Annotated in this window: 14 protein-coding genes; 7 read left to right on the forward strand and 7 right to left on the reverse strand. The window is 41.0% G+C overall.

Annotated features, from left to right (window positions below; genetic code table 11):
- Positions 1-90: 90 nt before the first annotated feature.
- The 3 genes from L1266_RS03905 (at position 91) to L1266_RS03915 (ending at position 3,228) form a co-directional block, all read left to right on the forward strand.
- Positions 91-894: a cytochrome C assembly family protein gene (locus L1266_RS03905; RefSeq protein WP_054551738.1), complete on the forward strand. Its 804-nt coding sequence runs from the start codon at positions 91-93 to the stop codon at positions 892-894.
- Positions 895-955: 61 nt separating this feature from the next.
- Positions 956-2,224: an HlyC/CorC family transporter gene (locus tag L1266_RS03910; protein ID WP_138601544.1), complete on the forward strand. Its 1,269-nt coding sequence runs from the start codon at positions 956-958 to the stop codon at positions 2,222-2,224.
- A gap of 164 nt (positions 2,225-2,388) precedes the next feature.
- Positions 2,389-3,228, forward strand: coding sequence for a mechanosensitive ion channel family protein (locus L1266_RS03915; RefSeq protein ID WP_235376905.1), 840 nt, complete (start codon positions 2,389-2,391; stop codon positions 3,226-3,228).
- Between the two features lie 44 nt (positions 3,229-3,272).
- On the opposite strand, the gene L1266_RS03920 is transcribed toward L1266_RS03915, so the two are convergent.
- Both L1266_RS03920 and gshA read right to left on the reverse strand, forming a co-directional pair.
- Positions 3,273-3,881, reverse strand: a complete 609-nt coding sequence (locus L1266_RS03920) for a transglycosylase SLT domain-containing protein (protein ID WP_054551741.1) — start codon at positions 3,879-3,881, stop codon at positions 3,273-3,275.
- A gap of 136 nt (positions 3,882-4,017) precedes the next feature.
- Positions 4,018-5,592 (reverse strand): glutamate--cysteine ligase, encoded by a 1,575-nt coding sequence (gshA, locus tag L1266_RS03925; RefSeq protein ID WP_054551742.1) that lies wholly within the window; start codon positions 5,590-5,592, stop codon positions 4,018-4,020.
- 386 nt (positions 5,593-5,978) lie between these two features.
- Here gshA and L1266_RS03930 point away from each other — a divergent pair, with 386 nt between their 5' ends.
- The gene (locus tag L1266_RS03930; protein ID WP_235376906.1) at positions 5,979-7,526 is read left to right on the forward strand and encodes a methyl-accepting chemotaxis protein; all 1,548 of its coding nucleotides are present in this window, start codon (positions 5,979-5,981) and stop codon (positions 7,524-7,526) included.
- A 59-nt stretch (positions 7,527-7,585) separates the two neighbouring features.
- On the opposite strand, the gene clpB is transcribed toward L1266_RS03930, so the two are convergent.
- The 3 genes from clpB to rluD form a co-directional block, all read right to left on the reverse strand.
- Positions 7,586-10,162, reverse strand: a complete 2,577-nt coding sequence (gene clpB / locus L1266_RS03935; RefSeq protein WP_138601533.1) for an ATP-dependent chaperone ClpB — start codon at positions 10,160-10,162, stop codon at positions 7,586-7,588.
- A 109-nt stretch (positions 10,163-10,271) separates the two neighbouring features.
- Complete coding sequence (gene pgeF, locus L1266_RS03940) at positions 10,272-10,994, reverse strand: peptidoglycan editing factor PgeF (protein ID WP_235376909.1); 723 nt, start codon at positions 10,992-10,994, stop codon at positions 10,272-10,274.
- Positions 10,995-10,999: 5 nt separating this feature from the next.
- Complete coding sequence (gene rluD, locus L1266_RS03945; protein ID WP_054551746.1) at positions 11,000-11,977, reverse strand: 23S rRNA pseudouridine(1911/1915/1917) synthase RluD; 978 nt, start codon at positions 11,975-11,977, stop codon at positions 11,000-11,002.
- Positions 11,978-12,106: 129 nt separating this feature from the next.
- Here rluD and L1266_RS03950 point away from each other — a divergent pair, with 129 nt between their 5' ends.
- Positions 12,107-12,865 carry an outer membrane protein assembly factor BamD gene (locus tag L1266_RS03950; RefSeq protein WP_235376910.1) on the forward strand — a complete coding sequence of 253 codons (759 nt, stop codon included), beginning with the start codon at positions 12,107-12,109 and terminating at the stop codon, positions 12,863-12,865.
- A 96-nt stretch (positions 12,866-12,961) separates the two neighbouring features.
- Here the strand turns inward: L1266_RS03950 and glnB are convergent, their stop codons facing one another.
- Complete coding sequence (gene glnB / locus L1266_RS03955; RefSeq protein ID WP_036967074.1) at positions 12,962-13,300, reverse strand: nitrogen regulatory protein P-II; 339 nt, start codon at positions 13,298-13,300, stop codon at positions 12,962-12,964.
- A 174-nt stretch (positions 13,301-13,474) separates the two neighbouring features.
- Between glnB and L1266_RS03960 the strand changes: the two genes are divergently transcribed.
- Both L1266_RS03960 and L1266_RS03965 read left to right on the forward strand, forming a co-directional pair.
- Positions 13,475-14,026 (forward strand): GspH/FimT family pseudopilin, encoded by a 552-nt coding sequence (locus L1266_RS03960; RefSeq protein WP_235376911.1) that lies wholly within the window; start codon positions 13,475-13,477, stop codon positions 14,024-14,026.
- 80 nt (positions 14,027-14,106) lie between these two features.
- Positions 14,107-14,637, forward strand: a complete 531-nt coding sequence (locus tag L1266_RS03965) for a GspH/FimT family pseudopilin (protein ID WP_235376912.1) — start codon at positions 14,107-14,109, stop codon at positions 14,635-14,637.
- Here the strand turns inward: L1266_RS03965 and L1266_RS03970 are convergent, their stop codons facing one another.
- A complete protein-coding gene (locus L1266_RS03970) occupies positions 14,638-15,060 on the reverse strand; it encodes a type IV pilin protein (RefSeq protein ID WP_268842693.1) in 423 nt (140 codons plus the stop codon).
- Positions 15,061-15,071: the final 11 nt, after the last annotated feature.

Consider the following 15,071-nt stretch of genomic DNA (forward strand, 5'->3'; position numbering starts at 1 on the left):
TTACAAACTCTATGCTTTTGCCTTGCTATAAAATACAATGGCATCAAAGAGACAAGGATTTATCGATATAAATTAAGTGGCCAAAACACGATGATTATTAGTTTAACTATTATTGCTAGTTTGTTTTATGTGTTAGCAACGTCACATGTGCTATCACGCCTTTTTCACAAACAAGGTCCAAGCCAAAAACTCACAGTCATTCTTAGCACTGTGGCTATCCTTGCTCATATGCTATTACTGGTTAATTCAGTTTTTCGTGCTGACGGCCAAGATTTAAGTATCGTCAACGTTGCTTTATTAACCTGTTGGGTCATTGTGGTGTCGGTAACTGCTGTGTCTCTCAAATTCCCTGCGACTTTATTGTTGCCAGTTGTTTATGGTTTTGCAGCCTTACTGACTCTTGCCAGCTTGTTTATACCACATCATGTGATTTTGCAATCAATCGATGTTGAGCTTGGTTTAGTTACTCACATATCGTTATCACTGCTAGCCTATTGTGTTTTGATAATCTCAACACTTTATGCTGTACAGTTCTACTTTATTGATAAGCGCCTCAAACGCAAAGACTTGGCAATTGTACACAGCCACCTCCCTCCTTTAATGGTGGTTGAGCGTCAGCTATATCAATTACTCACGCTGGGTACTATCTTACTGACTTTTGCTCTCCTTTCTGGGTTCATCTTCTTAGAGGGAATGTTTGCCAGTGAGTTTATCCACAAAACAGTCTTATCACTAATTGCTTGGCTCATTTTCACCGTGGTCACTGTAGGTCATTTACGCCAAGGCTGGCGTGGAAAGCCTGTGGTGTTTTCGATCATGATAGCCGCTTTTATCTTGTCACTTGCTTATTTTGGCAGCCGTTTCATCCAAGAAGTGGTTCTAAATAAGTTTTAACTTGACTCAGCAAGCTGTCTCTAGCTTAATATGCACTGATTTATAAAAAAAGGATCCATCCTTGGACGACATATCGACTAGTACCCTGTTTATTATATTGGGATTATTGATACTTATTTCTGCTTATTTTTCTGGTTCTGAAACTGGAATTATGTCAATCAACCGTATTCGCCTGCGTCATCTTGCTAAAGAAGATCACCGTGCAGCGAAGCGCGTCAGCAAACTATTAAGTCGCCCTGACAGACTCATTGGTCTGATCTTAATTGGTAATAACCTTGTAAATATCGCTGCAGCACAGGTTGCAACGATTATTGGTATTCGTTTGTATGGTGATCTCGGTATCGCTATTGCAACCGGCGCGCTAACGCTGGTTGTTTTAATCTTTGCCGAAGTAACGCCAAAAACACTTGCTGCGCTCTACCCAGAGAAGGTTGCTTTTCCAAGCTCAATTGTGCTTAAAGGCCTTTTGAAAATCCTTTTCCCGTTTGTGGTTATCGTAAACTGGATGACTAACGGCATGTTACGCTTGTTTGGTATTACCACAGCACAAATTGAAGAGCACAGCTTAAGCAAAGAAGAATTAAAAACTGTGGTGAACGAATCAGGTGCACTATTACCTGCTCGCCACCAAAGTATGCTGACTTCAATTTTAGATTTAGAGCAAGTCACTGTTGAAGATATCATGATCCCACGCAACGAAATTGTTGCTATCGATATCAATGATGACTGGAAGCTTATCAGCCGCCAACTTACTCATGCACAACACACTCGCGTTTTGTTGTATCGTGATCAAATTGATGATGCTGTTGGCTTTATTCACTCACGTGATGCACTGCGCCTACTAACTAAAGAGCAGTTTGATAAACCATCACTACTGCGTGCAGTACGTGAAATTTACTTTATCCCTGAAGGCACATCACTGAACACGCAACTACTTAAGTTCCAGCAATCAAAAGAGCGTATTGGCTTAGTCGTGGATGAGTATGGTGATATTCAAGGTCTAGTAACACTTGAAGATATTCTTGAAGAAGTTGTGGGTGATTTCACTACAACTCAAACGCGTACACCGAGTGAAGAAGTAACAGAGCAAGATGATGGCTCAGTACTTGTTGATGGCGGTGCTAATATTCGTGATTTAAATAAAGAAATGGGTTGGGAGCTACCGATTGATGGCCCGAAAACGCTAAGTGGTTTAATTGTTGAATACTTAGAGGACATCCCAGACTCAAACCTAAGCTTGCGTATTGCCGGCTACCCTATTGAAGTTATTGAGATAAAAGAAAATATGGTGAAGTTAGTTAAAGTTATTCCAAGTAAACGCACTGACTGACTGCTAACTAAACTTAAACAAAAGGAGTAGCTTACTACTCCTTTTTGTTACTTATAGCTCAATTACCTCTGAAGATTCACATTTTAAAAGCTAACCCGCACAACCAAACACAAATTCCTCTACTATTATTTTCTTTTGCATATATTGATATAAAAGGGAAAATAATGGACGAAATATCAATCGAGAAAATCTATAACCAAGCCATTGAATTACTGATGCTTTACGGGCCGAAGTTTATTCTGGCAATTCTGGTTCTAATCATAGGTTGGTGGCTAATTGGTCGTATTGCCAATATGGCTGAAAAATCAATTAATAAGGTCAAGTTCGAAGTTGGCCTTACGCACTTTTTAGTCTCTTTTATCTCAGTCATTCTAAAAATACTATTACTGATCTCTGTTGCTTCGATGATTGGTATAGAGACCACGTCATTTATTGCAATGCTAGGTGCTGCTGGCCTTGCGGTGGGCATGGCACTGCAAGGTAGCCTTGCTAACTTTGCAGGTGGCGTGCTTATTTTATTCTTTAAACCTTTTAAAGTGGGTGATGTAATCGAAGCACAAGGCTATATGGGGAAAGTTGTTGAAATACAAATTTTTGTCACCGTTTTACTCACCTACGACAATGAAAAAATCATTATCCCTAATGGCACGCTATCAAACGGCTGCGTTAAGAATAAGTTCGCAGAACCTCTACACCGTGTTGCAATCGAATTTGGTATTAGTTACGGAGATGATGTTCATAAAGCACGTGATGTGCTTATGAGCGTGCTTGATGATTATGATTTGGTATTAAAAGACATTGAAGATAAGAAACCATCTGTTCATGTTAGCCAGCACGGTGAAAGCCATATCGGCATGTTGGTATGGGCGTGGGTGGAGTCTGATAACTACTGGCCAGTGTATTTTGGCTTGTACGAGCGAGTTAAAATTGCCTTCGACGCTGCAGATATCACTATCCCATTCCCGCAAAGGGATGTTCATATTCACCAGTTTCCTGGTAAATAAAGAAAAAGAAGCCCGCTAATTGATGCGGGCTTTTTATTTATGTACTAACTAAATAAACGCTCAAACCAGTTCTTATCTAAATCTGCTTCACATTTTTTAAGTTGAGCGCCATAGCGGCTTGCTCGATGTTTAACTTTATTTGCAACACTCATTAGCCACTTCTTACTTTTGTAAGTGCCTCGCTTGTAGCCGCCCCACCCTTCGTGATAATTAAGGTACTGCGCATAGGCATCCCACTTTGATATACCATTTACTTTATGGGTTTTGTAAACGAACCAAGCCATAAAATCGATTGCATCGTCAAAATCATCTCTGTCTGCACCGCTATTACCTGTTTCGCGAATGTAATCAGACCATGTTGGGGTTTTTGCTTGTGAGTAGCCATATGCCGAGCTGGCACGGCCGATTGGAATTACCCACAAGAAGTACTCCATTGGCGGCGCTGCATCATGACGAAATGAACTTTCTTGATACATCATGCTCATCAGTACATGTTTTGGCGAGCCCCATTTTTCTTGTGCATCACGGGCATCGTAATACCAATCGGGTTTTTCTTCAAAAATTTTACAAATATCATGAGGTTGCTCAGGAGGAGCCGTTGCACAACCAGCCAATGATGCGGCCAGCGATAAAATAATTATACTTTTTTTCATTTTTTTATGGATCTCGCTGAACTTTTTCTCGTCAGGTCAGTCTGAACTTATGAATGCAGCAGTATAGCATTGTTTCATCCCTGAAGAATCTTTGACGCAGCCTCCCTAGGCTGCGTTTTTTTATGCCTACAACATACTAAGCTTTAGAAAAATAGTCATCTAAAAATGCAGTGAAAGATACACTGTCTGCCGCTTTAACTTCACGCTCTTTAAGCACCGAGTCAGCCGCTTGCTCTGCCAAAAATGCTTGATCATAAAATTGGTAATCTGCATCAAGGTGACTTTGCTTGTACTGCTGTGCAAGTGCTAAAGCGAAATGACCATTATCCTGGTTTTCATTTGCAAGTGCTGCTACATATCTACCAGAAAAGGTTTTACTAGGATCCTCGACCCAGGTTACCATTTCTTTTATAGTTTCAGAGTAATAGCTCACACCGTAAGCTTTATCCATGTACTGTGCTACTGGGTGTAATTTATCAAAAATAGCATGCGCCCACTCAGTTAAGCTAGTAGCCCGCCCTTCTTTTGTTAACATTAACTCTGGATCACGACCATCATTAACAACCGCATCTAAATTTGCAGTACTTAATTTTTGCTCTTGCCAATCCATTTCTGGAGATTCGCTTAATAGGCAATAGGTTAAGAAAACATCTAAGAAGCGGATTTGCTGTAGATCAATTCCAGTTTCACTAAACGGATTAACATCCAATGCACGTACTTCTATATATTCTATACCGCCACGTAACAACGCATCAGTGGGTGTTTCACCCGAAGCTGCATTACGCTTAGGACGAATTGGCGAGTAAAACTCGTTTTCGATTTGCAGTATGTTTTTGTTTAGCTGCTTTGGTTCGGCACTTTTATAATCATCAAGATGACCATACAAATCCGAAGATAAGTGGATTGCTTCTTTTAACCCAGCTACATATTCTTCTAATGAGTTATACATAACACGCAAAGACGATTGTGCACTATTTGTGTAGCCAAGATTTCCCAGACGTAGTGCTGTACCGACTTCTAAATAAAGCGTGCCTTTACCTAATTTTTTAAAGGGTAAATCTGTTTCACGCCCTTGTAGAAACGAATTACACAAAGCCGGTGAAGCACCAAACAAATAACTGATAAGCCAAAGCTCACGCTTAAAATTGCGGATCAGACCTAAATAACCTTGTGATATAAAGTCCGACAAGCTTACTTTACTTTCATTTAGCTGATATAAGCTCTGCCATAAGGTTTCAGGAAATGAAATATTAAAGTGAACACCAGCAATCGCTTGCATCATACTGCCATAACGATTTTTAAGGCCTTCACGATAAAGTGTTTTCATACGCCCTATATTTGAATCACCAAACTGCGCCAATACAATGTCGTCTTGATGCTCAATAAAACATGGCATACTAATCGGCCATAGAAGTTCATCATTCATATGTGACAATGTGAACTTTTGTAAGTCTTTTAGCTGGGCTAGGGTTTGCTCAGCTGATGTGCTCACTGGAGTGATAAATTCTAGCAAAGATTCAGAAAAGTCAGTCGTGATATGCTCATTAGTTAACGCACTCCCCACGCCTTTTGGATGCCCCAGCTTTGATATGTGACCACTTGGTTTGATCCTTAAAGCTTCTCGCTCGATACCACGTTTAATCCCATTAATTGCGTTAGGAAATTGAGCTGTTAACGCTGCTAGCGTTTTATTTAAATCATGTTTTATCAAAAATGCTTCCTCGAGCCAGGTGGCTTTAATCCTAACTGTATGGGGGCTAAAAATAATTACTCAAGAGCCAATTATAAGTTTCTGAAAAGTCCTTACACTGAAAGTTAATCTTGCCACTGTAAGTCATATTATACAATTGCTTTAGTGACCGCTGTGACGAGTATAAATTTTATTAGTGCAAACAAAGACCGAAACAAGATAACAATTCTTTCATCCAATACTAAAGAACTAGAGCAACCATATTTTTTCTGCTTCGTTATTGTTCTAGATCAATTCTCTTAAACAATTTTTAAAAGTTTAACAAAGATCAATCTTCAAGCTCTTCCCTTACATTTTTCTGAGTTTATAATCCGCGCACCATAAAAAAGTATATTTCAAGGACTCATATGCGTCGTGGGCAAGAAATCATTAATCAGGAAGTAACATACTCTGACAATCAAGAGCTTGTCTCTACCACTGACTTACGTGGTGTTATCACATACGTAAATAAGGAATTTTGTGCTATTGCTGGTTACAGCGAAGAAGAACTCCTCGGAAAAAACCATAACATAGTACGCCACCCTGATATGCCTAAAGCGGCATTTAAAGAGATGTGGGAAAAACTAAAACAAGGTCACTCTTGGCGTGGCATGGTGAAGAACCGCTGCAAAGATGGTCGCTACTATTGGGTCGATGCGTTCGTAACGCCAATTTACGAACATGGGCAGTTAGTTGGCTATCAATCTGTACGTACCAAACCAACTGAGCAATTAAAGAGTCGTGCAAAAGCGCTCTACACTAAAATTAATGATGGTAAATCAATCGCATCATTGCGAGAGAATATTTCACTAAGACAAATAGTGTCTGCGATTTTATTGGTTGCAGGTATTGTTGCTTTAGCTGTGGCCGCGTCATGGATGATTGCTTTAGCCGCATGTGCGCTTATAGCGCTACTTTTTGCTCTAAATTATGACGAACTGGTTGTTACGCCTAGCCATTTAAAGCAGCAACGTGCAGAGTTTGATTCAGTATCAAGGTATGTCTATTCAGGATCACATCCATTTAGCATTGCTGCCTTTAATCAGCAAATGCTGTTTGCAAAGCTCAGAACGGTGCTCGGTCGTGTTAAAGACTCTACTTACTCGTTTAAAAATATTGCCACCAGCTTAGATAAACAATCGTCACTAACTGAGCAAGGCATTGCTGCACAAAGTCAACGTTTGAGTGATATTGCCACAGCAATGACGCAAATGAGCGCAACGATTGGCGAAATTTCTGCTAATACTCATCATACAGCTGATAAGGTTAAGACAACTTATCAAAGCTGTAACGATATCAAACTGCATATTGAAGATAACAGTAGCATGGTGTCTGATCTAGCTAACCAAGTAGAGCAAGCTGCCACTACTGCTAACTCTCTTGCTAGTGAAGCTGACAAAATAGGCCAAGTAATGAGTGAGATTGAAGGCATTGCTGAACAAACAAACTTATTAGCGCTGAATGCCGCCATTGAAGCAGCACGTGCAGGTGAGCATGGCCGTGGTTTTGCGGTTGTAGCAGATGAAGTACGCGCACTTTCTTCACGTACTCAAAATGCGACAGCACAAATACACAGCTCAATTAAAGAAATTCAAGATACTTTATTTAGCTGGTCTAAAGTGATGCAATCAACTAAAGCGCAAGCAGATAGTTGTGTTGATACGACTGCTCACACTCAAACTGAGCTAGCGAGCATCTTCGCGCAAATTGATGAAATATCAGGCCTTGCGACTGAGATATCGACGGCTGCTGAGGAACAACAAGCTGTCAGCACCGATATTCGCGAAAATGTAGAAAGCATAAAAGGACACAGCGAAGAGAACTTAAAGCTTAGCTACAATGTGGCTAAAGATGCAGCGGGGCTTGTTGAAGGCTCACGCAAAGTTAACGATATGCTGTTAACCTTTAAAGTTTAAAGCTGATTAATACAAAAAAGCCGCATCATAAATGATGCGGCTTTTGTTTTTTAGGCTAATTAACGACTCGAGAATACAAGTCCATTCTCATCAGCATCAATATGAATGATGGCACCTGGCTGGTAATCCCCGCCTAATAATCGCTGTGCTAATGGGTTTTCAATGGTATGTTGAATAGCACGTTTTAAAGGCCTTGCACCATACACAGGATCAAAACCACTTTCTGCGATGCGGTCTAAAGCTGCATCTGTAACTTCAAGAATGTAGCCTTTTTCAGTTAATCGCTCACGTAGCTTACTTAACTGAATATCAGCAATTTCTTTAATGTGCTCATTAGCAAGTGGGTGGAATACCACGGTTTCGTCGATGCGGTTAATAAACTCAGGGCGGAACTGACTGACCAATACACCCATCACTTTTTCTTTCAACCCGGCATAATCATTTGAACCCGCTTGCTCTTGGATAATATCTGAACCCAAGTTAGAGGTCATGATGATGACCGTATTTTTAAAATCAACGGTGCGACCCTGACCATCTGTTAAGCGGCCATCATCAAGCACTTGCAGTAAGATGTTAAATACATCAGGGTGCGCTTTTTCGACCTCATCTAATAAAATGACTGAATACGGACGACGGCGTACCGCTTCAGTTAAATAGCCGCCCTCTTCATAGCCAACATAACCCGGAGGTGCACCCACTAAACGTGCCACCGAGTGTTTCTCCATAAACTCCGACATATCAATGCGCACCATGGCATCTTCAGTGTCAAACATAAAGCTGGCTAGTGCTTTTGTCAGCTCAGTTTTACCCACCCCTGTTGGGCCTAAGAATAGAAATGAACCGATTGGGCGATTTGGATCAGCAAGCCCAGCACGAGAGCGACGAATTGCATTCGCAACAGCGACAACGGCTTCATCTTGACCAATCACTTTGTGATGTAATTGATCTTCCATTTGCAGTAGTTTTTCACGTTCACCTTGCAGCATTTTCGATACCGGAATGCCTGTCCAGCGCGATAAAATCTCCGCAATTTCGTCTTCACCTACTTGGTTTTTAAGCAAGCTCATTTCTTGCATTTCAGCTTGCGAAGCAAGGTCGAGTTTACGCTCAAGCTCAGGTATACGACCATATTGTAGTTCAGACATGCGCTGTAAATCACTAGCACGACGTGCCACTTCTAAATCAAGGCGCGCTTGCTCAAGCTCAGCTTTAATAACTTGCGTGCCTTGCAATGAGGCCTTCTCGGCATTCCACACTTCGTCTAGCTCGCGGTATTGTGCTTCAAGTTCAGTGATCAGCTCTTGCATTTCGGTGCGGCGCTTTTGACTCGCTTCGTCTTTTTCTTTCGCCAGCGCATTGTCTTCCAGTTTTAACTGAATAATACGACGTTCTAGCTTATCTAAAGACTCTGGTTTTGAGTCAATTTGCAAACGAATTGAAGAACCCGCTTCGTCAATTAAATCTATTGCCTTATCTGGTAATTGGCGATCGCTGATGTAACGGTGCGACAACTGCGCCGCAGCAACAATAGCCGGATCGGTAATATCAACTGAGTGATGCAGCTCATAACGCTCTTTTAAACCACGTAAAATCGCAATGGTGTCTTCAACCGATGGTTCATCAACAAATACCTTTTGGAAACGACGCTCAAGTGCAGCATCTTTTTCAATGTATTGACGATACTCATCAAGGGTTGTGGCACCCACGCAATGTAACTCACCACGGGCAAGTGCAGGCTTTAACATATTACCCGCATCCATTGCTCCGTCTGTTTTACCTGCGCCTACCATAGTATGAATTTCATCAATAAAGAGGATGACTTGGCCTTCTTCTTTGGCAAGTTCATTCAATACTGATTTTAAACGCTCTTCAAATTCACCACGGTATTTAGCACCCGCAACCAAAGCACCTAAATCAAGCGATAATACTCGCTTGTTTTTTAAGCCTTCAGGTACTTCTCCATTGATAATTCGTTGCGCAAGGCCTTCGGCAATTGCCGTTTTACCTACCCCCGGCTCACCAATTAACACCGGATTATTTTTAGTACGGCGTTGTAATACTTGGATAGTACGACGAATTTCGTCATCACGGCCAATGACTGGATCAAGCTTACCTTGCTCTGCTCGCTCAGTTAAATCGATGGTGAATTTTTTTAATGCCTGACGAGTTTCTTCAGCATTTGGATCTTCTACTTTTTGGCCGCCACGAATGGCTTCAATTGCAGATTCAATCTTGCTAGAAGTAATATTCAGTGCTTTAAAAATTTCGCCTAATGGACCTTTATCATCACACGCGGCAAGGACAAATAACTCACTCGAAATGAATTTATCTTTTCGTTTTTGAGCGTATTTATCACATAAGTTAATTAACGAAATCAGGTTATTTGACAGCTGAACATCACCACCAATACCTTCAACTTTAAACAGTTTTTCGATTTCTTGAGATAACTTGGTATTTAACTCATCAGCACTGACACCTGCTTGTGCAAGTAGCGCACGCACGCTTGAACCATTTTGCTGAAGCAATGAATACATTAAATGCACAGGCTCAATAAATTGATGATCGCGCCCAAGTGCTAATGACTGCGCATCTGAAAGCGCAGATTGAAATTTACTTGTAAATCTATCTAAACGCATAAAGGGTTTACCTATTAAAAAATCTAATTGCTTAATTAATGGGTATGCTTAGTGATTTGTTCAAGTAAAAGAAGAAAATTTAATCGTATAAAATGCGTATAAAGGCGTATTAATTGCGCCAGATCAAGCTCGCCATTCGGCCTGTTTGTCCGTCGCGACGATAAGAGAAAAACTGTGATTTTTCAGTGACGGTGCAGTGCTCACCACCATGAATTTTGACCACGCCTAATTGTGCCAGTTGCTGACGTGCCAGTAAGTAGATATCAGCCATGTATTTTTCATGTTTGGCTGTAAAGGCTTGTTGATGCACAGGGTTTTGTAAGCAAAAGCTATCTTTAACGTCTTGCCCGACTTCAAATTGCGAAGGACCAATAGCAGGGCCTAACCAAGCAATAATATCGCTTGCTGGCACTTGAAAGTGCGATACCGTGTTTGCCAATATACCTTGCGCTAAACCACGCCAGCCACCATGTACAGCTGCGACTTCATCCCCTGAACTCGAGCAAAGTAATACTGGTAAACAGTCTGCGGTCATTATCGCCAGAGGCTGCTTTATTAAACGGGTGTAAAGCGCATCAGCAGAGCGTACTTGGCTTAAGTCAGACTGCTCATCAATTACGACTACATCGCTGCTATGTGTTTGGTTTAACCACACAGCAGGATTAGGCAGCTGATTTGTAAGTAAGGCGCGATTTGCAAGCACGGCTTGCTCATCATCACCAACATGTAAACCCACATTAAAACTATCAAAGGGTGTAACCGAAACACCGCCCTGTCGGGTGGTACTCAGCGCGCTAACAGTGTTTGGGGCAGTCCATGCTGGTGTGATCATAACGCTTAGAACTCGATATTTGGGTTTGCTTTAGTATCAGCGCGTAATGCTTCTGTCATAGCTGCCATATCATCTGGAATTGGCGCTTGCCAAGTCATTAGCTCACCCGTAATTGGGTGTGCAATTGATAGCTTAACAGCATGTAATGCTTGGCGTTTAAAGTCGCGTAGCATTTGAAACAGCTCTGGTGTAGCACCTTTTGGCGGGCGCGGACGACCACCATAAAGTTGATCGCCAACTAATGGATGGTTTAAATAAGCCATGTGTACACGGATTTGGTGAGTACGGCCTGTTTCTAGGCGTAAACGTAAGCGTGTATGTGCACGGAATTTTTCTGCAACACGATAATGCGTAACCGCTGGTTTGCCCATTTCATGCACGGCCATGTGAGTACGCTTTGTCGCATGACGACCAATTGGTTTTTCAACCATGCCACCAGCAGTCATTGTGCCATTACAAATTGCTTCGTATTCACGGGTGAAGTTTTCACGCTTTTGTAAAGCAGACACTAAATGTGTTTGTGCCGGAATAGTTTTCGCCACTACCATTAAACCTGTGGTGTCTTTATCTAGACGATGCACAATACCCGCACGAGGCACATTAATGATGTCTGGGTAATGGTGTAGCAAAGCATTTAATACCGTGCCATCTGGGTTACCTGCACCTGGATGAACGACTAATCCCATTGGTTTATTAATTACTAAAATATCATCGTCTTCATAAACGATGTTTAATTTGATATTTTGTGCCTCATATTCACGAGGGGCTTCGATGGTTGTTTCTACACTCACCATTTCGCCACCGAGTAGTTTTTCGCGCGGCGTGTTTAATATTTCGCCGTTTACAGTGATTTTATCATCCAAAATCCACGTTTTTATACGTGATCGAGAATAATCAGGGAACAATTGCGCTAATACTTGGTCTAGACGTTTACCGCCAAGGTCAATTGGAACCTCGGCTTGGAGAGAAATTTGCTCTGACATTAGTAACTTTACCCAATTTACCAGTGCAAGCTGTGCTCGACTGGGTTAGAATCGCTTTAATATAATACGTATAGTTTACTCGGTTTTCCTCACTTGGCCTAGCCGAAGACATCGAAGGTAAGAAATAAAATGATAAATAAAATAGGGAAACGTGCGTTCGCCATAGTTTTTTCAGTATCTGTACTTGGCTTAGGTGCCTGTTCATCAGCACCGGATCAAGAAGATATCCAACGCGTTCCTAATAAATCTGCGCAAGCTTTATATGAAGATGCAAAACAAACATTAGATTCTGGCTTATATGCCCGTGCAATTGAGCTATTAAGCGCTATTGATTCTCGCTACCCTTTTGGTCCTTTATCAAAACAAGTACAAATGGACTTAGTGTATGCGCATTATCAAGCAGGTAATACTGAGCAAGCACTCGCAACAATCGACCGTTTTATTCGCTTAAACCCAAACCATAAAGACTTAGACTACATGTACTACATGCGTGGCTTGGTAAACATCAAAGCGGATGAAAACGCATTCCAAGAATATTTTGGTGTAGACCGTGCTGACAGAGATGCAAACCGTACTCGTGTCGCATTTACTGATTTATCAACGCTTTTAAAACGTTTTCCTAACAGTGCCTACGCACCAGAAACGAAAAAACGTTTAGTGTGGCTACTGAATAAAATGGCACGCTACGAGTTAAAAGTTGCTGAATACTACTATGAGCGTGAAGCATACCTTGCTGCAGCAAACCGTGGTAAATATGTGGTTGAGCACTACTCACAAAGCAGCTACCTTGATCAAGCACTAGAGATCATGGAAAAAAGCTACAACAAACTTGGTTTGCCTGAGCTAAGTGAACACGCTAAAGCAACACGTGAAGCTAACAAGCGTTAAAATAGACTAAAAGCAAAAAAGGCGCCTTAGGCGCCTTTTTTAATGTTTGCGATCGAATATACCCAAACCACCCCAAGGTGCGAGTTTCAGTTGGAATTAAATCGCGTCTTCATCTTCTTCAGCGGTACGAATACGTACGACACGCTCAACGTCAGTGACAAAGATTTTACCGTCACCAATTTTACCTGTTTGCGATGTTTTAACAATAACATCGATAGCACGGTCAACATCTTCGTCGCTTAACACGATATCTAATTTCACTTTAGGTAAAAAATCGACCATGTACTCAGCACCGCGATAAAGCTCGGTGTGTCCTTTTTGACGGCCAAAGCCTTTGACTTCGCTAACCGTCATCCCTGTGATGCCCACTTCTGATAATGCTTCGCGAACATCATCAAGTTTGAATGGTTTAATAATTGCTTCTATTTTTTTCATTTTACGGGTACTTATTATTTCTCGATTGCCTCGATTTTAGACAATCACAATGCTTATGGCAAACAAAGCAATTGAATTCGCTGATAAAACAACCAAACATGGTATAATTATTTATAAGCCTGAATTATAAATCTTTTTCAACTAGCTATAATAAATGTAGTAGGTATAAATAATATGAAAAAATTCCAAACCGGTTTAACTTTATTAGAGCTTATGGTGGCAGTTGCCATAGTGGGTATTATTGCCTCTATAGCACTTTGGGACAGCAGCGATATGCTTGAGGAAAACCGTGCTGAGAGCTTTTTACTTGAACTAAAACGTAATATTAGTTTTGCCCGTTCGCAAGCTGCTAGTACCGACGAAATAGTTGTTGTATGCCCTACAGGCCAGGGGAAAATTAAAAACAATACAGATACATTTAGCTGCAGCTATAAATGGGATGAGAATAAAATTATTACCGTGTTTATTGATCTAGATAACGATGGCAATTTTAACAAGGCAACAGATACGCTTTTACGTGCTATGGAAGAAATATCAGATAACGACAAGTTAACCTTTACAGGGAATGACCTCCGCTTACGATTTAATACCAGTGGACGAATTACCACAACCCCTGGTGACTTTGTTTTTTGCCCTAATGGTGGCACTGAAAATAATAAAGCACTAACTTTATCACAATCGGGTACGGCTTTTTATACAGGTGATACAACTCAAACTTGCGGTTAAAAAACACACAGATTTATATTGTCATATTTCTATCATTTACTACACTGAGCTAATACATTTTTTGACTCAGGGCTTCAGGGATGAGGTTATCTACCCAAACTCAGGCTGGCTATACGCTTTTAGAATTGATGGCATCTATTGCTATTGTGAGTATTGTTAGCCAAATTTCTCTATCGGTTTTTCCTGACTTTTTAGCGAAAAACCGTGCCGACAATCATGTTAGTTTACTTCACCGAAACATAAACTATGGCCGCCTTTACGCCATTGAAAATGGCACTTATGTAACTTTGTGTGCTTTAAAAGATAATCAATGCACTAAAGATGAGTGGGATGGGCAAATGTCGCTGTTTATTGATAACGATAAATCGACCTCGTTAGATACAGACGACCTATTAATAAGCACTTTTGAAAAAATTCATGATGCAGATTCTATGCAATACCCTCGTAGTGCAATTACCTTTAGACCTGACGGCTCTTTGAATGGTTTTCAAAACGGAACATTTATATATTGCCCCAATAAAGATAAAGCAAACCTTGTAGGTTTGGCTTTATCTGTAAGTCAAACAGGCCGTATACGAATTAAAACAACCGATAAGTGTCAGAGCAACTAGTTAACGTCCCCAACAATACTCAACATCTGAGTTACCTTTTGTTCCTTTAGCGCCTTTGTAACCAGTGTCAGTGATTGTAATTTGTGTGCAATCACCGTCGCCTTTTACTGCACCCGCAATAGGTTTAGCTGTAATTATAAAGGTATTGTCGTCATCATCCACATCAATCGATAGCTCAAAATGGCCGTTTTCTGTGGTGTCTTGTATACCTAAGTCAGAAAATGTCTCTGTGTACTCACGGTTATCTACAAAGTACTGCTCTTGTTTGTTAGCAGCGTCTAAAAGCGCCGCTGCGGCCTCTGCCCTAGAAGAGCGTTTTACATACTCAGTATAATTTGGCAGTGCTATTGAGGCTAAAATCCCTACAATAGCTACAGCTATCATTAGCTCAATCAAGGTAAAACCACGTTGTTTTTTTATCATTTCAGCCGCCT

The sequence above is a fragment of the Pseudoalteromonas sp. Cn5-37 genome, from assembly GCF_021532495.1.
Taxonomy (GTDB): Bacteria; Pseudomonadota; Gammaproteobacteria; order Enterobacterales; family Alteromonadaceae; genus Pseudoalteromonas; species Pseudoalteromonas simplex.

Bases quoted from the DNA above. Each gene is read 5' to 3' on its own strand.
- rluD (WP_054551746.1), bottom strand. From the start codon at position 11,977: ATGTCAGAGCAAATTTCTCTCCAAGCCGAGGTTCCAATTGACCTTGGC.
- L1266_RS03950 (WP_235376910.1), top strand. From the start codon at position 12,107: ATGATAAATAAAATAGGGAAACGTGCGTTCGCCATAGTTTTTTCAGTA.
- glnB (WP_036967074.1), bottom strand. From the start codon at position 13,300: ATGAAAAAAATAGAAGCAATTATTAAACCATTCAAACTTGATGATGTT.
- clpB (WP_138601533.1), bottom strand. From the start codon at position 10,162: ATGCGTTTAGATAGATTTACAAGTAAATTTCAATCTGCGCTTTCAGAT.
- L1266_RS03915 (WP_235376905.1), top strand. From the start codon at position 2,389: ATGGACGAAATATCAATCGAGAAAATCTATAACCAAGCCATTGAATTA.
- L1266_RS03930 (WP_235376906.1), top strand. From the start codon at position 5,979: ATGCGTCGTGGGCAAGAAATCATTAATCAGGAAGTAACATACTCTGAC.
- L1266_RS03970 (WP_268842693.1), bottom strand. From the start codon at position 15,060: ATGATAAAAAAACAACGTGGTTTTACCTTGATTGAGCTAATGATAGCT.
- L1266_RS03965 (WP_235376912.1), top strand. From the start codon at position 14,107: ATGAGGTTATCTACCCAAACTCAGGCTGGCTATACGCTTTTAGAATTG.
- L1266_RS03960 (WP_235376911.1), top strand. From the start codon at position 13,475: ATGAAAAAATTCCAAACCGGTTTAACTTTATTAGAGCTTATGGTGGCA.
- L1266_RS03905 (WP_054551738.1), top strand. From the start codon at position 91: ATGATTATTAGTTTAACTATTATTGCTAGTTTGTTTTATGTGTTAGCA.
- L1266_RS03920 (WP_054551741.1), bottom strand. From the start codon at position 3,881: ATGAAAAAAAGTATAATTATTTTATCGCTGGCCGCATCATTGGCTGGT.
- pgeF (WP_235376909.1), bottom strand. From the start codon at position 10,994: ATGATCACACCAGCATGGACTGCCCCAAACACTGTTAGCGCGCTGAGT.